The following is a 20,127-nucleotide window of genomic DNA, read 5'->3' as shown; positions in this document are numbered from 1 at the left end:
ATGAACGCCACCACAATCCTGGGAATTGCCTCCATCGTGGTGGCGTTTTTCCTGTTTAGCGCCTCGTTCTATTTTGCGGTGAAGGGGCGGAAGCAAGCGTCGATAAGCTTCGGCTTGATCGCCTTCCTCTTCATGACCGTTATCCCTGTCTCCCTCGCCCTCTTCTCGGCGGTGCCGAACCCGCACTAGGCGGATTTTGTACGAATCGACAGTTCGGCCGCTTCTGGCGTTGCAAACGCCCAGGTCAGCATTTTTCCGCGTTGATTCGTGCACAACGTGGGTCCGCACCAATAGTTGGTGGCGGCCGGATTGTCCGCAATGCGGAGTCCGCACACTGTCCGCCCGAGCGCACCGGGAACCCGAGGTTTTGAGCTGGTCAAACCGTGGGGTAGTCTGTTCGGGTTGCTTGACGCAACGACCCTCCTGCCATGACCACAAGGGTGATGGCCGAAACAACCAAGACCATAGGAGGTGATGAGGTCCGTGCGTCACTACGAAGTAATGATCATCCTCGATCCGCAGCAGGATGAGCGCACCGTTGCCCCGTCCCTGGACAAGTTCCTGGAGATCGTCCGCAAGGAAAACGGCAAGGTGGAAAACGTTGATGTGTGGGGCAAGAAGCGTCTTGCTTACCCGATCAACAAGAAGGAAGAGGGCATCTACGCCGTAGTCAACCTCGACTGCGAGGCAGACACGGTCAAGGAGCTCGACCGCGTGCTGAACCTGAACGAGAACGTTCTGCGCACCAAGGTTCTGCGTACCGACAAGTAAGAACCGGTAGGCTCAGAAACCACACGATCAGCAGGTAGGAAGGTTTAGGACATGGCTCAAGGCGATACCCCAATTACCGTTGTCGGCAACTTGGTTGCGGACCCGGAGCTGCGCTTCATCCCGAGCGGCGCTGCCGTTGCGAATTTCCGCATCGCGTCCACGCCCCGCACGTTCAACCGGGAAACGAACCAGTGGGAAGACGGCGAAGCCCTGTTCCTCACCTGCAACTGCTGGCGCCAGATGGCGGAGAACGTCGCGGAGTCCCTGACCAAGGGCATGCGCGTCGTTGTCACCGGCAAGCTGCGTCAGCGTTCCTACCAGACCAAAGAGGGCGAAAACCGCACCGTGTTCGAGGTCGAGGTCGACGAGGTCGGCCCGTCCCTGAAGTACGCCAGCGCGTCTGTCACCCGCAACCCGCGTGAGGGCGGTGCGGGCGGCTACGGCGGCGGCAACCAGGGAGGCCAGCGCGGCGGTTTCGGTGGAAACCAGGGCGGTTTCGACCAGGGCGGCCAGGGCCAGAATCAGGGCCAGGGCCAGAATCAGGGCCAGGGCGGCTACAACCCGGCGAACGGCGGCTTCGGCGGCCAAAGCCAGGGCCAGACCCAGGGCAATCCGAACCAGTCCCAGCCTCAACATGATCCGTGGGGTTCCGCTCCGGATGCCGGCGGTTTTTCCGGCGGTGCGGGCGATGAGCCACCGTTCTAAACGACAACCACACATCAAGCATTTTTCACCATAAGGAAGGTTAGGATTATGAAGCTGATCCTCACCGCTGCCGTCGAGAAGCTTGGCGAGCCTGGAGAGGTCGTCGAGGTCAAGGACGGTTACGGACGCAACTTCCTGCTCCCGCGCGGCCTGGCTATCCCGGCTACCCGCGGCGCAGAGAAGCAGATTGAAGACATTAAGCGCGCCCAGGCTGAGCGCCAGGTCCGCGACCTGGATCACGCGAAGGAGCTGCGTGACCAGCTCGACCAGCTCAAGGGCGTCAAGGTTGCTGTGCGCACCGCTAACAACGGCAAGCTGTTCGGCTCTGTGAAGGCCGGCGACATCGCCGACGCTGTGAAGGCCGCTGGCGGCCCGAACTTGGATAAGCGCCGCATCAACGTGCCGAAGGGCCTTGTTACCAAGACCGGTGGCTACCAGGTCAAGGTCAACCTCCACGACGACGTGGAGGGCAAGGTGAACTTCGAGGTCGTAAGCGCATAACGCTTATCGACGACTGCTCCGCCTGAGAACGGAAAACTGCAGTCCAACGACAACAGCATTTAAAAGCGCGGGTCCCACTTGTGAGGAGTGGGGCCCGCGCTTTTTGTGTGCCGATACAATACCGCCCATGACGTTTTCCGTGGCGCGCCGCGTGCGCACTTTGGCTGTGTCCCTCCTGCTCGCGGCGGCTGCTGCGGCCGGGTTCGCCGTGCCGGCGCAGGCGGTGGCGATGTACGCCGGCGACAGTATCCGGGTCGCGTACAGCGACGGTTCCCGCTACGGCTGTTCGCTGAATACGGTGGCGCACCGCGGCGGGCGGGCTTACGGCGTGACGGCGGGCCACTGCCTGGCGCCGATTGGTGGTGCGGTGCCGGTGGCGGTGTACGCGGCGGATGGCCGCACGAAGATCTCCGGCGACCTGCGGGAGTCCGGCTACGAGATGCGCGGCGACAACAAGTTGGGCAGCCCGCTTCGAGACGTCGCCTGGTTCCCGCTCGCCGGCGACGCCACCAACGCTGCGGCAGTCCGCGGCGGGGCGGTGGACATCCCGGTCATCGGCGCGGTCAATCCGCTGTCGGACGCGGTCCAGCGCATCAACCCCACCCGCCGTGTTGCGGGCTACCACCCGGTGACGGCGGTGAAGCCGGGCCAGATTGTGTGCAAGGACGGCGCGCGCACCTCGCGCACCTGCGGCCCGGTGCTGAAGGTGAACCCGGACACCGGCGAGCTGGCAGTGCTGATCTTGGCGCTGCACGGCGATTCCGGCGGACCGGTCTACACGGTCAACCCGGATGGCAGTGCGAACATCATCGGCGTGGTCTCCGGAACGGCGTTCGGCGTGCTGCTCGCGGTGGACGGCCTGCTGCCGCTGCCCGCCGGATTGCGGTAGTTGTCAGGGTGTGTATATCCTCTCGGATATACACTTGAACTAGGGGTGATTGCTATGGCCGAACCAATTCAGGACGGGCCAGTCCGCACGACAGTGTTCATGTCGGGAAACAGCCAGGCCGTCAGGATTCCGGCGGCACTGCGCTTTGATTCGGACAGAGTGATGATCGAACGTGTGCCGGAAGGTTTGCTGCTGCGGCCGGAGGAAGAATCGTTCGGGCATGTGGTGGCGAGGTTGCGCGAGTTCCAGCGCGTAAACGGTATTGAATCTGGGCTGGTCGAAGAAGTTGATGATCTGCCGGAGGACCTTCCCCCCGATCTTGACCGCGGCGTCGAGCGATAGGAGATTCGGTGCGGTACCTCCTCGATACAAATGTGTGGATCGATATTGAACGTGGTGACCATCCAGAGGTTGTTCGCAAAAGTTCTGAGCTAGCTAGTGCGCAGCTTTGCTTATCAACTGTGGTTCTTGGCGAAATTCAGGCCGGAATCGAGAGGTCCCGCAGGCCAGATGCTATGCGGCGGGTGTACGACCTCCTGCTGCACGGTTGCCCTGTGTTCGAGGTCGATCGGGAGTCCGCATGCCTATACGGCAAGCTCCGGTCTGATCTTCTGAATCGGGGGCAGGTCATCGGCTCGAACGACCTCTGGATCGCGGCGCAGGCGATCCGAAATGATTTAGTGCTTGTGACTGCAAACGAGCGCGAGTTTGCGCGCGTGCCCAACCTGAAGCTGGAGAATTGGCGGTAGTCATGTTCGTCACCCAGGTCCGCATCGACGCGCCGGTGGCAGGCTACGCCCGCGACCTGCCGGTGGTGCGTCGCTTGGCTGAAAAGCCCCTCGAGCTCGCGCAAACCACGATCCTCACCGGCGACAACGGGTCGGGGAAGTCCACGCTGGTGGAGGCGATCGCTATGGCCGCCGGCGCCAACGCCGCGGGCGGTTCCCGCCACGCCCAGTTCCAGGCAGCGGACCATTCCCGGCTCCACGCCTCGCTCACGTTGACCCGCCGCGCGAACCCGAGCGACGTGTACTTCCTGCGCGGCGAAACATACCTCGACCTCGCCGAATACCATGAAAGCCTCGGAATCGAAGACCCGTTGCAAGACCTCACTCGCCGCAGCCACGGCCAAGGCATCATGCGCATGGCCCACGAACGCTTCGGCCCGGACTCTTTGATCATCCTGGACGAGCCCGAAGACGGCCTCTCGGTCTTCTCCCAGCTCGAACTGCTCGGCCTGCTCGCGGTGCTGATCCGCCGCGGCGCGCAGGTGCTCATGGCCACGCACTCGCCGGTGCTGCTCGCCGTCCCCGACGCCCGCATCCTCGCCGTGCCCACCCTGGAGCCCATGCTTTTCGACGAGGCCGAGCCCGTCACCGCCACCCAAGAGTTCATCGATGACCCGGCCGGCACGGCGAGATTCCTGGTGGACGGTTAGGGAGCCTGACCTGAGCGTTCAGGTCGATATCTCGAGGTCGATAGTTGCTGGTCACAGCTTTTTCGGATTTTGGAGCCCCGGCAGGCCAAGAGGCGCTGACCTGCAACTATCGACATGGAGTTATCGACCTCAACGTATTGACCCCGCCGTAGGATGAGCCCCATGTTCATCCAGCACATCTCCGTCGACCCGTCGAAGGCCCCGCCGTGGGCCCTCGACGCGCCGGTGGTTGAGCACGTCGCGGAGTTCGGCTTCCCGCTGACACACCCGGTCACGCTGATCACCGGCGGCAATGGCGTTGGAAAGTCGACCCTGTTGGAGGGGATTGCCCGCGCGTGGGGGTTTCAGGTCGAGGGCGGGCCGTGGGGCGTCGATAAGCCTGGCGCCCACGACCCGATGTTTGGCGCGCTGACGCTTCGGACCGGGGCGCGCGCGAAGGCCGGGTATTTCATGCGCGGCGAAACGCACACGCGCGTGACGGAGTTTGGCGAACGGTCGCACGGGGAGTCAGTGCTGGAGCTGACCTCGCGGTTTGCCCAGGACGCGCTGTACTTGCTGGATGAACCCGAATCCGGGCTGTCCCCCGTCGCGCAGATGGCGCTGGTGGCGCAGCTGCACGCGATCGGAGAGCAAGACGCGCAGGTGATTGCGGTGACGCACTCGCCGATCGTGCTCGGGATCCCTGGCGCGGAGATCGTGGAGATCGGCGAACACGGCGTGGACCGCGGCCTCGCGGTGGAAGACACACTCGCGTTCCGGGCGATGCGCGACTTTCTGGCGGACCCGCACGGCATCGCCGAGTACATGGCGGACTGGGCGGAGGATGAACTGGGTTAGCTAGGACTCTGCAAGTCGTCGCATGAGTTCTTTCCGTTGCGCATAAATCCGGTCAAGTTCCACTTCTGCGCTGTGGCGCGTGTACTCGAAGTCCACGGTCTCCTGCAGCGGTTCTTCGGGTTCTTTGTCGGGCATGTTGCGGACGGTACCACTGTTCGAACACCCGTGTCGGGGCCGTGGTATATGGTGTGCGCCATGACTGCGACACGCGAACAAGCGGACGAACTTCTCAAGGGCATCGCGGGGCCCCACGCCGTCCTGCGCGACGACCAGTGGACGGCCGTCGATTCCCTCGTTAACCAGCGCAAACGCATGCTAGTGGTGCAGCGCACGGGCTGGGGAAAATCGGCGGTGTACTTTATCGCCGCGAAGCTGTTGCGCGAGTCGGGCGAGGGCCCGTCGATTATCGTTTCGCCGCTGCTCGCGCTCATGCGCAACCAGGTCGAAGCGGCCGCACGCGCCGGCATCTGGGCGGCCACGATCAACTCCGCGAACATGACGCAGTGGGAGGAGATCCAGGCGGACGTCGACAAGCTGGACCTGCTCCTGATCAGCCCGGAGCGCCTCAACGCGCCGGGTTTCCGCGATGAGGTGCTGCCGCAGCTCGCGCAGTCCGTCGGCATGCTGGTCGTGGATGAGGCCCACTGCATCTCCGACTGGGGGCACGATTTCAGGCCGGATTACCGGCGCATTTCTTTGCTTATCGACGACCTCCCGGCCAACACCCCCGTCCTGGCCACCACCGCAACGGCGAATGACCGCGTGGTGGCCGACGTTGTCGCCCAGTTGGGCGAGGGCACCGGCGTACTCCGCGGCGGGCTGGACCGCGAGTCGTTGTCGCTCAACGTCGTGCAGCTTGCAGACCCCACCCAGCGCGCCGCCTGGATCGCGCAGTACTTGGCGCAGGTGGATGGCTCCGGCATCATCTACTGCCTGACCGTCGCCGCCGCGCACGACCTGGCGGAGGCGCTGGAAACGGCCGGGTGGAACGTGGTCGCCTACACCGGCCGCACGGAGGCGGAGGAGCGCGAGCGCCTCGAGCAGGCGCTGATACACAACGAACTCAAAGCCCTGGTGGCCACCTCGGCGCTCGGCATGGGCTTTGACAAGCCGGACCTCGGCTTCGTGGTGCACCTGGGCGCGCCGAGCTCGCCGGTGAGCTACTACCAGCAGATCGGCCGCGCCGGGCGCGCCACCGACCACGCCGAGGTGGTGCTGTTGCCCGGACCGGAGGATCAGCGCGTGTGGGAGTACTTCGCGTCCGTGTCCATGCCGGAGGAGCCGGTGGTGCAGCAGCTGCTGGGCGCGCTCGGGAGCGAGCCGGTGTCCACCCCGAAGCTGGAAAACGCCGTGGACTTGTCGCGCACACGCATTGACCAAGCGCTGAAAGTGCTGGACGTCGACGGCGCGGTGCAGCGCGTCAAGGGCGGCTGGGTCACTACCGGCGCGCCCTGGTCCTACGACCACAAGCGTTACGACGGCCTGGCGGATGCCCGCGAGCAAGAACAAGACCTCATGCTGGCTTACGAGGCCACGGACGCCTGCCGCATGGTGTTTTTGCGCAGCGAGCTGGACGATCCGACGATCGGGGAGGGGGAGCGCTGTGGGCGCTGCGACAACTGCACCGGCAACCACCTGCCCACCGATGTGGACCCGGCGCTCGCCGAGCGCATTGACGCCCGCCTGAAGGCCCCCGGCGTGCCATTGTCCCAGCGCAAGATGTGGCCGACCGGCTCCGCGCGCCGCGGCAAGATCAAGGGCGTACTCGGCGGCAAGGCGCTGGGCCGGCTCAACGACGTCGCCCGCGGCCCCGCCCTGGCCCAGCTCCTGCGCGACAACACCTACCGTCCCGTCACGGACTGGCGCGACGACCAGTGGCTCACCCGCTTCGTCGCCGTGCTGGCGGACTGGGACTGGGGCACGCGCCCGGCCACGGTGGTCGCGCTCGGCTCGGCGGACCCGGCACGGGCGGAGATGGTCGCCTCCACCGCCGAGGCCTTGGCCCGGGTGGGGCAGATGACCTACGGCGGGGTAGTGCGCGCCGGGGAGACCGAGGTTCAGGCGCGCAACTCCGCCTTCCGCGTCAATGCGCTGGACCGGTACTTCGACTACTCGGGGCTCGACGTGGGCGAGGGCCCGGTGTTGCTGCTTGCCGGCGAGGTGGATTCCGGCTGGTCCGTCACCGTCGCGGCTGCGGATATCGCCGAGCGATTCGGTGTGGAGGTGCTGCCGCTAGCGTTCGCCTCGCGGGCGTGAGGTCCTCGCCGCCGCTGTCTGCGCAACGGCCGAGCCGAGCAGGATGAGTAAGCCGAGAGGGATGAGGTACAGAAACAGGTTGATGATCGGCAGCGACATGCCCGCCTGGTATTCCTGCCAGCTCGAGTCGGCGAAAGAGCCGAAGCCCACGGCAAGGCACGCTGTGGCGATCCAGACGGCCACACCGTGCGCAGGGCCACTCCGCCGCGCTGCCGCGGTGTAGGTGGCAGCCCATCCGACCGCTCCCGCTGCTGCAAGCACCGCGAGGACAGCGAAGGCGAGGCTGTAGGCCGCGAAGTCGAGATTGCCGCCAAACGCTCGCATCCCAGCCACGCACACTGCGGGAAACGCCACTGCAAAGGCGAGGTAACTCCAGAGAATTGCTCGTGGGGACATGCGACGACGGTAACAAAAACACACCGGGTGCGCCCCTGTGACGGAATGTGGATAAGTGGTGGGTTATACAGCCTGGGTAGGGGTTAGATTGTCCACTCGAGTGGACATTTCGTGGTTGTCAAACGCCGTGGTCAACCGAGTTATCCACCTAAAACGTCACTCGGCGTGAGTTTGAAAATATACAGGGTGAACTGCGGAAATGTACCGTTGTCCAGTGGCTTGGAGTCTCGAATCCACACGAATTCCACACCTCAAACACCACCCCTGTGGAAAACTCACCCGCACATTCCCCAATTGTCCACAGCCCCTGTGGATAACTCGGTTTGCGGTTTGCATTACGGGGTAGTCTCATACGCACAGCGAAAGGGGAGCCCATGGGTGCAGACGACAGCTTCGACGACTACGTGCCGCCGCCGGAACCGGCCGCGGACTACGGGGACTTCAGCGACTCCGACTTTGACGCGTTCCAAGGCAACAGCGGGAGCACGAGGGGGCGCGGCGGCAGGGGCGGTAGCTCGTCGACAAGCAACCGCTACTCCAACTTCAACCGCGGCAACAACGAGCTGCAGGAATATCGCACGCCGCCGCACGACGAGCTGGCGGAGCGCTCCGTCATCGGCGCGATGCTACTCAACCCCGACGTCATCCTGGACGTGGCGGAAAGCCTGCGCCCGGACGACTTCTACTTTCCGGCGCACCAGCTGATCTACCAGGCCATCCTGGACCTGTTCGCGCAGGGCAGCAACGTCGACGTGCTCATTGTCGCTGGGCGGCTGGACCGCATCAACGAGCTCGAGCGCGTCGGCGGCGCGCCGTATCTGCACACGCTGATCTCCGAGGTTCCCACGGCGGCGAACGCGCGCTACTACGCGGAGATCGTGGAGGAAAAGTCGATCCTGCGCCAGCTGGTCAACGCCGGCACGCAGGTGGTGCAGCTCGGCTACGAGGGCGAGGAGGGCATGGAGGTCGACGCGATCGTCGACCACGCCCAGCAGAAGGTCTTCAACATCACCCGCAACCAGTCGGGCGAAGACTACCGCCCGCTGTCGGAACTGCTCAAGCCCACTATTGACGAGCTGACCATGATCGCCTCCGGCGGCGCGCTCGAGGCGGGCGTGCCCACCGGATTCATCGACCTGGACAAGCTCACCAACGGCCTGCACGCCGGTCAGATGATCATCATCGCGGCGCGACCCGGTGTGGGTAAGTCCACGCTCGCGCTGGACTTCATGCGCTCCTGCTCGATCCACCAGAACAAGACGTCCGTGATCTTCTCGCTGGAGATGAGCGCCTCCGAGATCATCATGCGCATGCTGTCCGCGGAGACGGAGATCAAGCTCTCGGCGATGCGCTCGGGCCAGATGGAGGAGCGTGATTGGGAGAAGCTCACCCACCGCCTCACCGAGATCCAGGACGCGCCGCTGTTTATCGACGACTCCCCGAACCTCACCATGATGGAAATCCGCTCCAAGGCGCGCCGCCTGAAGCAGCAGCACGGCCTGGACCTGATTGTGGTGGACTACCTGCAGCTGATGAGCTCCGGCAAGAAGGTCGAGTCGCGCCAGCAGGAGGTCTCGGAGTTCTCCCGTCACCTCAAGCTGCTGGCCAAAGAGCTCGAGGTGCCGGTGATCGCCATCTCCCAGCTCAACCGTGGCCCGGAGGCCCGCACCGACAAGCGCCCGCAGCTGGCTGACCTGCGTGAGTCAGGCTCGCTGGAGCAGGACGCCGACATGGTGTTTCTGCTCTACCGCCCGGACTCGCAGGACCGCGACGACGAGCGCGCGGGCGAGGCGGACATCATCGTGGCGAAGCACCGCGGCGGCCCGATCGACACCATTCCGGTGGCGCACCAGCTGCACTACTCGCGCTTCGTCAACATGGCGCACGGCTAGTAAACCTGCCCTATGAACAGTTAGGCATGGCTTTCCAACGGTGACACGCTGCGAAAACGCGTTTATGCTTCAACAGCACAACGCCGAAGTAGCAAAGGAGAAAGCCATGACCGTGCGTTCCATGAACGGCCCCGCCGCCTGCGCGAGCACGGTGGCCAAGCTCGACCCGAGCATTACCGTCGCCAAGACGGGGGAGAACACGCTCCTGCTCAACCTGCCTCGCAACATCGAGGAGATCGACAAGGCGACGGAGGACAAGTCGCTGCTGTCGCGCATTACGCGCTTTTTTGCTTAGCGACGGGCTCCGCCTGAACTACGCAATCGCCACACCGCGCTGCTCAGGCAGCGTAAACGCCGCCGCGCAGGCAAGCGCGAAGGCGGCGGCGAACACGCCGAACACCGCCGTCGCGCCGCCGAAGGCGAGCACCGGCGGAACCACCAGCGGCGCGAGAATTGAGCCGATGCGGCCGAACGCCGCGCCCGCGCCCGTGCCGGTTGCGCGGATAGCGGTGGGGTAGAGCTCCGGGCCGATCGCGTACAGCGCACCCCACGCCCCAAGGTTGAAGAAGCTGAGCAGGCAGCCCGCAGCGATGATCTGCCACTCCGTGCTGGCCATGCCGTACGCGAACGCAGCAATCGCCGAGCCCGCGAGGAAACTTGCCAGCGTGATGCGGCGGCCCCACCGCTCGATGAGCCAGGCGGCCGCGGCGTAGCCGGGCAGCTGCGCCAGGGTGATGATCAGCGTGAAGGTGAACGAGCGAACCAGGGAGAAACCCTGCTCCACCAGCAGGGACGGGATCCAGATGAACGCGCCGTAGTAGGACAGCGACACGCAGAACCAAATTGCCCAAAACGCGGCGGTGCGCCCGCGCAGCTCCGGGCCCCAGATTCCGCCATCGACGGGGTGTTCCTGGGCTGGCGCGGCGGTGTCGCACTGCGCGGGGTCGGCCTCGGCCTCGAAGTCGCGGACGATCCGTTCGGCTTCGTCGTGCCGGCCCACTGATTCGAGGAAGCGCACGGATTCCGGCAGTCCCATGCGCACGTAGATGGCGTACATGGCTGGCACCGCGCCGAGCGCGAAGCCCCAGCGCCAGCCGTTGTCGCTTTGCGCCACTACGAACGTGCCGATGACGGCCGCCATGATCCACCCCACCGCCCAAAACGCCTCTAAGAGCACGACCATGCGCCCCCGGACCTTCCGCGGCGAAAACTCGCTGACCAGTGTGGACGCAACCGGAAGCTCCGCGCCGAGGCCGAGGCCCACCAGGAAACGAAACACCATCAGCGACGCCACCGACCACGCCAGCGCCGACGCGCCGGTGGCCAGTCCGTAGAGCAAGAGCGTTGCGGCGAAGACTTGGCGCCGGCCGATCTTGTCGGCGAGCAGCCCGCCCAGGCTCGCGCCGATGGCCATGCCCACGAACCCCACCGACGCAATCCACCCCGTGGTGGTGTTGTCCAAATTCCACTGCGCGGCCAGCGCGGCGAGGATGAAGGACACGAGGCCGATGTCCATCGCGTCGAGGGCCCAGCCGATCCCGGAGCCGACCAGCAGGCGCTTGTGTTTCGGGGTGACCGGCAGGCGGTCCAGTCGCTCAGTGCGGGTGAGCTGCGCAGAAGAGTTCATGCGGGGAGTGTAGGGCGCGCTCTCCCGCGCGTTGGCAGTTTTTATTCACCTGCGCCCGACGACACGGAGTTGAACGCCCGCAGCCGCAGCGAGTTCGACACCACGAACACCGAGCTGAACGCCATCGCGATGCCGGCGAGCATCGGATTGAGGAAGCCCAGCGCGGCCACCGGGATGAGGATGACGTTGTAGGCGAACGCCCAGAACAGGTTGCCCTTGATGGTCTTCAGGGTCTTGCGCGACAGCCTGATCGCGTCCGCAGCGGAGGTCAGCGAGTTGCGCATCAGCGCGATGTCCGCGGCCTCGATGGCCACGTCCGTGCCCGCGCCCATGGCCAAGCCCAGGTCCGCCTGGGCGAGCGCCGCGGCGTCGTTGACACCGTCGCCGACCATGGCCACGTGTTTGCCCTCGGCCTGGAGGCGCTTGACCACCTCCACTTTGTCCTCTGGCAGGACGCCCGCGGTGACGTTGGCCGGGTCAATGCCCACTTCCGCGGCGACAGCTTCGGCCGCGCCGGCGTTGTCGCCGGTGAGCAGGTGCGGTGTGAGCCCCAGCTCCCGCAGCTGCGCCACGGCGTCGGCGGAATCTGCCTTCACGGTGTCGCGCACGGCGACGAACCCGGCCAGGGCGCCGTCCACCTCGACGGCCACCGGGGTCGCCCCGGCACGTTCGGCGTCCTCGAAGGCGCTGGCTAGCCCGCCAAGCGTCACGGAGGGGCGGCCGACGCGGACCGGGTGGCCGTCGATAAGCGCGGACGCTCCCTTGCCCACCTCATTTTGGAAGTTCTCCGAGGCCGGCACATCGCTGGCCGCCTCCACGATCGCGCGGGCGATCGGGTGCTCGGAGCCGGCCTCCACGCCGGCGGCGAGCCGCAGTACCTCGTCAGCCTCGAAGCCGTCCGCTGCGACGACGTCCGTAACCCCCATCTCGCCCGACGTGATCGTGCCGGTCTTGTCCATGACCACCGTGTCCACCTGGCGGGTGGATTCGAGCACCTCGGGACCCTTGATTAGCAGCCCCAGCTGGGCGCCGCGGCCGGTGCCCACCAGGATCGCGGTCGGGGTGGCAAGCCCAAGCGCGCACGGGCAGGCGATGATCAGCACCGCCACCGCCGCGGTGAACGCGTGGGCAACGCTATGGCCCACCAGGAGGTGTCCGGCCAGCGTCACCAGCGCAACCAGCACCACAACGGGCACGAAGACCTGCGAGATCTTGTCCACCAGCCGCTCCACCGGCGCCTTGCCGGCCTGCGCGTCGCGCACGAGCTTGCCCATCTGGGCCAGCGTGGTTTCGGCGCCGACACGGGTGGCCTCCACCACCAGGCGCCCGGAAGTGTTCAGCGTGGCGCCGGTGACCGCGGAGCCCTCGGTGACCTCCACGGGCACGGACTCGCCGGTGAGCATGGATTCGTCCACCGCGGAGTGCCCGGAGACCACGCGGCCGTCGGTGGCGATCTTCTCGCCGGGGCGCACGATGAACGTGTCGCCCACCGCCACTTGGGCGATCGGCACGCGCACTTCCTTGCCGCCCCGGATCACGGCGGCGTCCTTGGCGCCCATGTCCAAAAGCTCGCGCAGCGCCTCCGAGGACTGCCCCTTCGCCCGCGTTTCAAACCACCTGCCTAGCAGCAGGAACGTAATCACCACGCACACGGACTCGAGGTAGATCTCGTCCATGCCCGCGTGCGACGGGAAGATGGACATTTCCATTGTCATCCCCGGCTCGCCCGCGTTGCCGAAAAACAGCGCCCACACGGACCACAGGTACGCCGCGGACGTGCCCAGCGTGATCAGCGTGTCCATCGTCGCCGCGCCGTGCTTCAGGTTCACCCAGGTCGCGCGGTGGAACACGCTGCCCGCGGCGAAAAACACCAGCGTCGCCGCCGCAAACGCCGCCCACTGCCAGTTGGTGAACTGCAGCGCCGGCACCATGCTCACCACCATCACCGGCAGCGAGACCAGCGCCGCCCAAATCGTGGTGCGTTTCAGCTTTTCGGCTTCCTCCAGGCGCGCGCCTTCGAGCTTCTCGCTTGTCGACGCCCCTCCGGCCGCCGCCGCCTCACCCCCAACCGCGTCATCAGTCATTTCAAACGCGTCGTACCCGGCGGAGCGTACTTCGTCGATAAGCAACTGCGACGACGCCTTCGCCGGATCGAAATCGACGGTGGCCGTTTCGGTGGAGTAGTTCACCGTGGCGTCCACGCCGTCGAGCTTGTTCAGTTTGCGCTGCACGCGCGAAGAGCACGACGAGCAGGTCATCCCCGTCACGCCTAGCTCGACGTGCTGCAATGCTATGGGGGTTTCAGTCATAACCCCCACTTTAGGCCCGGGCCGGTCCTAAGCGTTAGGCCAGTGTGTAACCAGCTTCTTTCACCGCGGCCGCGATGTCGTCGGTGGAAAAACCGTCACCCTCGACGGTGACAGTCCCGGTGGTGTGGTCCGCCTTCACAGCGGTCACACCGGCGACCTCGGAGATCTCCTCCTGCACGCTCATTTCGCAGTGCCCGCAGGTCATGCCCTCAACGTTGAACTCGCGTTCAGCCATGGTGTGTCCTCCTTATATCTCGATTACGTAGCCGGCGTTTTTCGCCGCCTGCACAATATCTTCGTCGGCGAAGGTGAAGCCGACAACGGTGAGGTGGCCGGCCTCGAGGTCCACATCCACCTCGTGTGTGCCGTCCACCAGCGACAGCTCGTCTTTGAGCGAATCGACCGCAACTTCGTCCTTCGGGCCCGAGATCCGGTACGTCTTCGTCATGGCTGCTGCACGCCTCCTGGTTTCCACTCGTTCCAGCCCGGCTTGGAATAGCTCGGACATTGTTAGGGTTGTACCCGTTGCAATCTCTACAACAATAACCAAAAGCTTTAAGGAGTGTACTTTGAGCACGATCGATGTAACCGAGGACACTTTCCAGGAGACCGTTACCCAAGACGGAATCGTGTTTGTGGACGCATGGGCGGACTGGTGCGGCCCCTGCAAGCAGTTCGCGCCGACGTATGAGAAGGCCTCTGAGAAGCACACCGACGTCACGTTTGCCAAGCTCGACACCGAGGCCAACCAGCAGCTCGCGTCCGCCCTGGAGATCCAGGCGATCCCGACGCTGATGGCGTTCCGCGACGGTATCCTGATCTACCAGAACGCTGGCGCTATGCCGCCCGCCGCGTTCGACGACCTGATCCAGCAGGTCAAGGACCTGGACATGGATGACGTCCGCCGCCAGATTGCCGAGCAGAACGCCTCCGAGCAGTAGGCCTTTTTATTCAGCGCCCGCGAGACGGGCGCTTTTTTCATGCGTACACTTGCCTAACGACGAACCCCACCACCGGAAGGACACTCCAATGGCGAACCCGTTTAGCAAGGGCTGGAAGTACCTCATGCAGTCGTTCGACACCAAGATCGACCAGAACGCAGACCCGAAGGTGCAGATCCAGCAAGCCGTCGCTGCTGCGAAGGAGCAGCACAAGGCGATCTCCGAGCACGCGGCCAACATCATCGGCAACCGGAACCAGCTGCAGATGAAGATGGAACGCCTGATCAAGTCCCAGGAGGATCTGCAGAACAAGGCGCGCACCGCCCTGCAGGCCGCGCAGAAGGCGGAGGCGGCCGGCGACGCCGAGAAGGCGCAGCAGTTCAACAACGCCGCCGAGGTCATCGCCACCCAGCTGGTGTCCGTGGAGCAGGAGCTCGAGCAGACCAAGCAGGCCTACGCGTCCGCCGACCACGCCGCCAAGGAAGCGCAGCAGAAGCAGCAGCAGTCCGAGGCGCACCTGAAGGAGCAGCTCTCCCAGGTCTCCCAGCTCGAGTCCCAGCTCAACCAGGCCCGCATGCAGGAGCAGACGGCCAAGACCATGGACTCGATGAACCAGTTCAACGACGACAACGTGCCCACCCTCGACGGTGTGCGCGACAAGATCGAGCGTCGCTACGCCAACGCCTTGGGCCAGCAGGAGCTGATGAAGGACTCCATGACCGACCGCATGGCCGAGATCGAGTCCGGCTCCACCGACGCTGCCGCCGCCAGCCGTCTGGACCAGATCCGCGCGTCCATGTCCGGCGAGCTCGAGGCCGGCTCCGGCGCGGGCGCCGGTGACGCGGACCGCCAGCTCGAGGCGGGCTCTGGTGAGGGCGAGGGCTCGCAGGGCGAGGCCGCCGGGGCCGCCGACTCGGCCGCCGAGCAGAAGCCGTCCGGCAGCTCCCGTCGCGTCGCCGCCGGCGCCCCGGAGACCTCCGACACCGACAACGCCAACAACACCGACGACATCCTTGCCGACGCCGAGAAGTACATGCGCGACGAGGACTAACCGCCTCCAACTAGCAGATCACAAACGGCCGCCTGACACAGATTACGGCGGCCGTTTGTGCTGAACTGGGCGTCGAGTGGTCGCCTGACAGATTCCGCCACGAAGTGTCGGCGCCCTCTGGCAGGTTTGTTCACTCGCCGGGAGCGGTTTGGTGAATTAGTTCCACTTGGACGGTTGATTAATTCATTTTCCCCAGGACGCTGGAAGCCCGCAGTCCGATTAGTTCACAAGCGAGTGAACTATCCCCGCAAGAGGGGCGGAAAGGCGCCCCAAGGGGCCGAAGCCCCCCGGGGCGCCGTAGAAACGCCGGAACCGCGCTAGGTCTCCCGGCGGATGTTGATGAGTACGCCGCGGATGCCGGAATGGAACCCGTCGCGGAGATTGACACGCTGAGTCTCGGACAAGGTGTACTCGTGCAGGGTTTCGCAGGCGAACTGCAGCAGCGGCCGGTCGATCTCCGGGGGCAGCCCGCCGCCGGACAGGAGATGGGCGTTGTCGCGCTGTTCGCTGGAGGCGGCGTTTTCAAACCACCAGTTGGCGTACTGCTGGCCCACGTCGTAGGGGGTTTGGAAGCCGGCGGAGGTCCACACTTCCTCGGGCAGCGGCACGTAGCGGGAGCGCAGCTTGCGGCGCGGGGCCATCATCGACGGCTTCGGCGCAGGCTTGGGGCCGGGCTTCGGCGCGCTCGCAGACGCATCCGAGTTGGTGCCGGCGAGCGACGCGGGCGTCGGCTTCGCGCTTTCGGCGGGTGCCGACGGGGCCGGGGCCGACGGGGCGGGCGCCGACGGGCGGTCGGGCTCGCTGGAGACGTTCTGGTTGCCGGGCTTGTTCGACTCGTTGTTGGCCTCCACCTGTGCCTCGGAGGGCTCGTCCATCTCTGGTTCGTCCGGGCGGTGGGTGCGTTGTTGCGAGGTCGGGGTGCCCACGATGTCCGACGGCTTCGGGGCGGCAGGGGCAGCGGGTGCGGCAGCAGGCGCCTGTCCCGGCTTCGGGGCGGACGAAGCACCCGCAGAGGCGGCATTCGAAGTAGCGTCCGAATCCGAGTTGTCCCCCGCAGCGCTGGCGTCCGGCCGGAGCGGGTCGGGGCCCAGCCCTGGAACCGCGGTGGGGCCGTCCGCCTCTTCGAGCGGAGCAGCGTCGTTAAGCGGGCGCTCCCTGATGCTGGGCGGGAGCGGGCCCTCGAGCACCTGGAGGCGCATGGCGTCGGCGAAGTCTTCGCGCGGGTCGAGGATGGTGGTGCTGTCGCAGGCGTGGCGCAGGGCGGAGGACATGGAGTCCCAGCCGAAGCCGTAGAGGTGCATGCGTGCGCCGCGGCTGGTCACTTCCTCGACGCCGGGGATCATGTCCGCGTCGCCGGAGACCAGCACGAAGTCGGTGAATTTTTCGCTCACGCCGTTGACCACAAGGTCGGCGACGAGGCGGGTGTCCACGCCCTTTTGGGTGCGGCGCTCGCCCCACTCGATGAGTTGGCCGGTGCGCAGTTGCACGCCGTCGCAGGTGCGCAGCGCGCGCTGGTAGCGGTGCGGGCCTGAGTCGGGGATGCCGTCGTACCAGAACTGGCGGTGGATTGGTTGGTTGAGCTGGTCGGTGATCATTTTGCCGAGGGTTGCCACAACCTCCGGCAAGTCAATTTCTAACTGTGCGCGGGCGCCGATTTCCCACGAGTTGTAAAAGCTCGCGAGAAGGTATGACGTGTCGACGAACACAAGTGTGCGTTCAAGCATGGCTCCTAAATTCCGATTCTTTTTCGTTACTAAGTTGCGTTACACGCACCATCTTGCCTGAAAAAGCTCAGTCATTCCACGTCGTATTTGTCACGGTTTCCTGCGAACTGGTTGCGCTCCCCCGGGCCCCGTGATAGTCAGTTAGTTACTCGAGTAACCAACCAATCAACCGGAGGGCAGGGCATGAACACAGAAGCAGAGCCCCTCTTCGTGCAGATCGCCAGCTTCGTCGCCGACCTCATCGTCGACGGCACATTGCAGCCCGGCGAGCAAGCACCGTCGACGAATCAGCTCGCCCAGTTCCATGAAATTAATCCCGCCACGGCGCGCAAGGGGCTTGCATTGCTTGTCGACGATCACGTGCTGGAGAAGCGCCGCGGCCTCGGCATGTTCGTCACCGACGGGGCCCGCGACCGCATCCTGGAAAAGCGCCGCGACGACTTCGCCGGCGACTACGTCGCCCCGCTCATCGACGAAGCGCTGCACCTCGGCTATTCCCGCTCCAACCTCCACGACCTGATCGACCGCGTCGCAGAAAGCAGAGGCATGTACCAATGACCATCCACACCCGCGACCTCACCCGCCGTTTCCGCGCGAAGGAGGTGCTCACCGGCGTCGACCTGGAACTGGGCCCCGGCATCCATGGCCTGCTTGGCCGCAACGGCGTGGGCAAGTCCACGCTGTTGCGGATCGTCGCCGGCCAGCTCAAGCCCACCTCCGGCACCGTCGAGGTCTTCGGCCAGCGCCCCTTCGACAACGCGTTTGTCATGGACAACACCTGCCTGACCGGCGTGGACACCGCGTATCCGGGCGCATGGTCCGGCGCGGACGTGATCAAGGGCGCGCGCCTGCGCTACCGCACCTGGAACCAGCAGCTTGCCAGCGAACTGACCGCCGATTTCGCCATGGACCAGGCCTTGGAAACCCGCTACGAAAAGCTCTCCCGCGGCCAGCGGGCCATGGTCGCCATCGTGATCGGCCTCGCATCCGGCACCGATCTTCTGCTCCTCGACGAGCCCTACGTCGGCCTGGACACCCACAACACCGACGTGTTCTACCGCCACCTGCTGGCCCAGGCCGAGACCGGCCGCACCATTGTCATGGCCACCCATCACATCGATGATGCGGCGAAGGTGCTGGATACGGCGGTGATTCTGGGGCGTGAGGGGGTCGTCGCAAAGCAATGTGCCCCCGAGGACGCCGACAGCTTCGCGGTGGCTGGAGGGGAGCTTTTGCCTATCGACGCCGCTTCGCGCCATGCCCGCCCCGCCCACTTCGACGACCTCATCGAGCACTACCTGGAGGTGTACTGATGAACACGACCCTGCTCGGATTCTTCCGCCACCAGTTCGTCGCGCCCTCGCTGTACAGGCTGCTGTGGATGGTGCCGCTGGCGGTGATGTTCGGCCTCGGCGCGACGATTACGGACCACCCGCTCACTGCGGTGATGACACCTGCGATGGTGACCCTGTTTGTGATTGGTGCGCTGTCGATGGAGGAGACGGCATACATGGCGTACGGGATGCCCCGGGCCTGGCGGCTGCGACTGGCCGCGATGGCTGTGGTGCCCGCGGTCGTGATCGGTGTGGTGGTGGCGCTGCTGCTGCGGCCCGATTGGGTCGGCGTGCTGGGCGCCCTGAGTGCGTTGGCGATCGGTCTGATTATGGGGCAGCGCTTTGTCACCGGCGAAGTGCCGGAAGGGCGCGAACGCGTTCGCGGGCGCCTGGGGTCCGGCGGTTTCCTTGTTGAGCTGGTGTGGAAACCGCAGCTGCTGTGGGCTTTGGGTATCGCGGCGGCGCACTGCGTGACGCTGTACCTGGCCAGCTTCATCGGTAGTGAGCCTTTGAGGTTGTGGATCGGGGCGTTGCCGCTGTTGGTTTGGTACGGCGTGTACTGCATGTACGGCTCGGCTATCGCCGGACCGGACGTCGGCGCGAGTTACGGGGTTCCGCGACGGCGCTGGCTTGCGGTGTCGCTGGCGGCGTCGACGGGGTCGGTGCTGCTCTACGTGTTGGTTGTCGGCTTTGTTTCGCACTTGAGCTGGGCTGCGGTGGTGGTCGGGGCCGCGGGGGCGTTTGCGTGCGCGGTGCTGGGGTCGGCGATGAAGGTGCGTCGCAGCGGTATGGGGTTGTTGCCGGCGATGTTCCTGGCCATCCCGGTTTCGCAGACTGCAGAAGTGCCGTCCTTCATGGACGGGGAGGCCTTGTACTGCCTCTTTGTCGCTGGGCAGTTGTTGCTGATCGGTGTTGGCATGCACGCCGCGTTCTTGGGTGGCTATATGAACCCAAAACAAGCACGTAAGAACGTGTGAAAAAGCGTCTCTGTGCTGCGGGTTTGTGTTGTGCGTGGGGTGTGTGTAACTTATATCGAGTCAGCGAGACCGACAACGCCCCGCTGGAAGATGAGATTCTTTCCGGTTTGTGTGGCGGGCAGGAAAACAATCGCTGATAGATTCCAAAGTCACCTTCGGACTGGTCCACTTGTGTGGGTTGGTTTGGGTGTGCTGGTGTTGTTTGAGAACTCGATAGTGTGCCAATGTACTTTTGTTGCGTGGGTGTGTTTGCCTGCCTTTTTGTGCACTGTGTGGTGTGTGCCCTGTTGTGGGTGTGTGCCGGTGGTGGCGTGGTTGAATTCCAATGATGGATCGCGTCATCTGTTTGGTTCATAGTGTGCGTGGGGTGTGGTTGAACATGTTTCACGTATTTTTTTGGCCAGCCTCCTTTGTGCCCCGTCGGGTTGGGGGTTGGTGTGAACCTTTGTAATTTTTGGATTTTGCCAGTCCAGCACTTT

General features: G+C 65.0%; 24 protein-coding genes. 17 read left to right on the top strand and 7 right to left on the bottom strand.

The genetic code is table 11. From position 1 onward, the window contains the following. From O5O53_RS02180 to O5O53_RS02140, 9 genes are all read left to right on the top strand, one after another. Positions 1-189: a hypothetical protein gene (locus O5O53_RS02180; protein WP_269508613.1), complete on the top strand. Its 189-nt coding sequence runs from the start codon at positions 1-3 to the stop codon at positions 187-189. Between the two features lie 285 nt (positions 190-474). Beyond that, complete coding sequence (rpsF, locus tag O5O53_RS02175; protein ID WP_181889308.1) at positions 475-771, top strand: 30S ribosomal protein S6; 297 nt, start codon at positions 475-477, stop codon at positions 769-771. A gap of 51 nt (positions 772-822) precedes the next feature. Further along, positions 823-1,476, top strand: coding sequence for a single-stranded DNA-binding protein (locus O5O53_RS02170; protein WP_269508610.1), 654 nt, complete (start codon positions 823-825; stop codon positions 1,474-1,476). 48 nt (positions 1,477-1,524) lie between these two features. Beyond that, positions 1,525-1,977, top strand: coding sequence for a 50S ribosomal protein L9 (gene rplI / locus O5O53_RS02165; protein ID WP_181889306.1), 453 nt, complete (start codon positions 1,525-1,527; stop codon positions 1,975-1,977). Positions 1,978-2,104: 127 nt separating this feature from the next. Further along, complete coding sequence (locus tag O5O53_RS02160; RefSeq protein ID WP_269508607.1) at positions 2,105-2,866, top strand: chymotrypsin family serine protease; 762 nt, start codon at positions 2,105-2,107, stop codon at positions 2,864-2,866. Between the two features lie 54 nt (positions 2,867-2,920). Beyond that, a complete protein-coding gene (locus tag O5O53_RS02155) occupies positions 2,921-3,208 on the top strand; it encodes an antitoxin (RefSeq protein ID WP_239307180.1) in 288 nt (95 codons plus the stop codon). 8 nt (positions 3,209-3,216) lie between these two features. Continuing rightward, positions 3,217-3,615 carry a type II toxin-antitoxin system VapC family toxin gene (locus O5O53_RS02150; RefSeq protein ID WP_239307179.1) on the top strand — a complete coding sequence of 133 codons (399 nt, stop codon included), beginning with the start codon at positions 3,217-3,219 and terminating at the stop codon, positions 3,613-3,615. A gap of 2 nt (positions 3,616-3,617) precedes the next feature. Continuing rightward, positions 3,618-4,304 carry an AAA family ATPase gene (locus O5O53_RS02145; protein ID WP_269508605.1) on the top strand — a complete coding sequence of 229 codons (687 nt, stop codon included), beginning with the start codon at positions 3,618-3,620 and terminating at the stop codon, positions 4,302-4,304. 162 nt (positions 4,305-4,466) lie between these two features. Beyond that, positions 4,467-5,141, top strand: a complete 675-nt coding sequence (locus tag O5O53_RS02140) for an AAA family ATPase (RefSeq protein ID WP_269508603.1) — start codon at positions 4,467-4,469, stop codon at positions 5,139-5,141. On the opposite strand, the gene O5O53_RS02135 is transcribed toward O5O53_RS02140, so the two are convergent. Then, positions 5,142-5,276, bottom strand: a complete 135-nt coding sequence (locus O5O53_RS02135; protein WP_269508601.1) for a hypothetical protein — start codon at positions 5,274-5,276, stop codon at positions 5,142-5,144. A 60-nt stretch (positions 5,277-5,336) separates the two neighbouring features. Here O5O53_RS02135 and O5O53_RS02130 point away from each other — a divergent pair, with 60 nt between their 5' ends. Then, positions 5,337-7,397, top strand: coding sequence for a RecQ family ATP-dependent DNA helicase (locus O5O53_RS02130; protein WP_269508598.1), 2,061 nt, complete (start codon positions 5,337-5,339; stop codon positions 7,395-7,397). Here the strand turns inward: O5O53_RS02130 and O5O53_RS02125 are convergent. Next, positions 7,374-7,793, bottom strand: a complete 420-nt coding sequence (locus O5O53_RS02125; protein ID WP_269508595.1) for a hypothetical protein — start codon at positions 7,791-7,793, stop codon at positions 7,374-7,376. The genes O5O53_RS02130 and O5O53_RS02125 overlap by 24 nt on opposite strands. A gap of 374 nt (positions 7,794-8,167) precedes the next feature. Here O5O53_RS02125 and dnaB point away from each other — a divergent pair, with 374 nt between their 5' ends. Both dnaB and O5O53_RS02115 read left to right on the top strand, forming a co-directional pair. Then, entirely contained in the window at positions 8,168-9,685 is a 1,518-nt protein-coding gene (dnaB, locus tag O5O53_RS02120; protein WP_269508591.1) for a replicative DNA helicase, read from the top strand. 106 nt (positions 9,686-9,791) lie between these two features. After that, positions 9,792-9,980: a hypothetical protein gene (locus O5O53_RS02115; protein WP_070844554.1), complete on the top strand. Its 189-nt coding sequence runs from the start codon at positions 9,792-9,794 to the stop codon at positions 9,978-9,980. Positions 9,981-9,998: 18 nt separating this feature from the next. On the opposite strand, the gene O5O53_RS02110 is transcribed toward O5O53_RS02115, so the two are convergent. From O5O53_RS02110 to O5O53_RS02095, 4 genes are read right to left on the bottom strand one after another with little or no spacing between them, the layout of a single operon-like run. Next, positions 9,999-11,312: an MFS transporter gene (locus tag O5O53_RS02110; RefSeq protein WP_269508588.1), complete on the bottom strand. Its 1,314-nt coding sequence runs from the start codon at positions 11,310-11,312 to the stop codon at positions 9,999-10,001. A 41-nt stretch (positions 11,313-11,353) separates the two neighbouring features. Further along, positions 11,354-13,621 carry a heavy metal translocating P-type ATPase gene (locus O5O53_RS02105; RefSeq protein ID WP_269508585.1) on the bottom strand — a complete coding sequence of 756 codons (2,268 nt, stop codon included), beginning with the start codon at positions 13,619-13,621 and terminating at the stop codon, positions 11,354-11,356. Positions 13,622-13,655: 34 nt separating this feature from the next. Further along, positions 13,656-13,856 (bottom strand): heavy-metal-associated domain-containing protein, encoded by a 201-nt coding sequence (locus O5O53_RS02100; RefSeq protein ID WP_181889295.1) that lies wholly within the window; start codon positions 13,854-13,856, stop codon positions 13,656-13,658. 12 nt (positions 13,857-13,868) lie between these two features. Continuing rightward, on the bottom strand, positions 13,869-14,069 hold the full coding sequence (locus O5O53_RS02095; RefSeq protein WP_070472153.1) for a heavy-metal-associated domain-containing protein: 201 nt from the start codon (positions 14,067-14,069) through the stop codon (positions 13,869-13,871). Between the two features lie 121 nt (positions 14,070-14,190). Between O5O53_RS02095 and trxA the strand changes: the two genes are divergently transcribed. Beyond that, positions 14,191-14,562, top strand: a complete 372-nt coding sequence (trxA, locus tag O5O53_RS02090; RefSeq protein ID WP_269508583.1) for a thioredoxin — start codon at positions 14,191-14,193, stop codon at positions 14,560-14,562. Positions 14,563-14,650: 88 nt separating this feature from the next. Next, complete coding sequence (locus O5O53_RS02085; RefSeq protein WP_269508580.1) at positions 14,651-15,613, top strand: PspA/IM30 family protein; 963 nt, start codon at positions 14,651-14,653, stop codon at positions 15,611-15,613. A 317-nt stretch (positions 15,614-15,930) separates the two neighbouring features. On the opposite strand, the gene O5O53_RS02080 is transcribed toward O5O53_RS02085, so the two are convergent. Beyond that, positions 15,931-17,337, bottom strand: coding sequence for an NYN domain-containing protein (locus O5O53_RS02080; protein ID WP_269508578.1), 1,407 nt, complete (start codon positions 17,335-17,337; stop codon positions 15,931-15,933). Between the two features lie 183 nt (positions 17,338-17,520). Here O5O53_RS02080 and O5O53_RS02075 point away from each other — a divergent pair, with 183 nt between their 5' ends. The 3 genes from O5O53_RS02075 to O5O53_RS02065 are packed head-to-tail and all read left to right on the top strand — an operon-like array spanning position 17,521 to position 19,648. Further along, a complete protein-coding gene (locus tag O5O53_RS02075; protein ID WP_269508576.1) occupies positions 17,521-17,895 on the top strand; it encodes a GntR family transcriptional regulator in 375 nt (124 codons plus the stop codon). Further along, a complete protein-coding gene (locus tag O5O53_RS02070) occupies positions 17,892-18,650 on the top strand; it encodes an ATP-binding cassette domain-containing protein (protein WP_269508574.1) in 759 nt (252 codons plus the stop codon). Before O5O53_RS02075 ends, O5O53_RS02070 begins: the two co-directional genes overlap by 4 nt. Beyond that, positions 18,650-19,648 carry a hypothetical protein gene (locus O5O53_RS02065; protein WP_269508570.1) on the top strand — a complete coding sequence of 333 codons (999 nt, stop codon included), beginning with the start codon at positions 18,650-18,652 and terminating at the stop codon, positions 19,646-19,648. The genes O5O53_RS02070 and O5O53_RS02065 overlap by 1 nt, the downstream gene beginning before the upstream one ends. The last annotated feature ends 479 nt before the right edge of the window (positions 19,649-20,127 follow it).

It is taken from the genome of Corynebacterium faecium (genome assembly GCF_027257105.1).
In the GTDB taxonomy this organism is placed as follows: domain Bacteria; phylum Actinomycetota; class Actinomycetes; order Mycobacteriales; family Mycobacteriaceae; genus Corynebacterium; species Corynebacterium lehmanniae.
The sequence above is the reverse complement of the archived record's forward strand: the minus strand, read 5'-3'. Positions and strand labels throughout refer to the sequence as shown.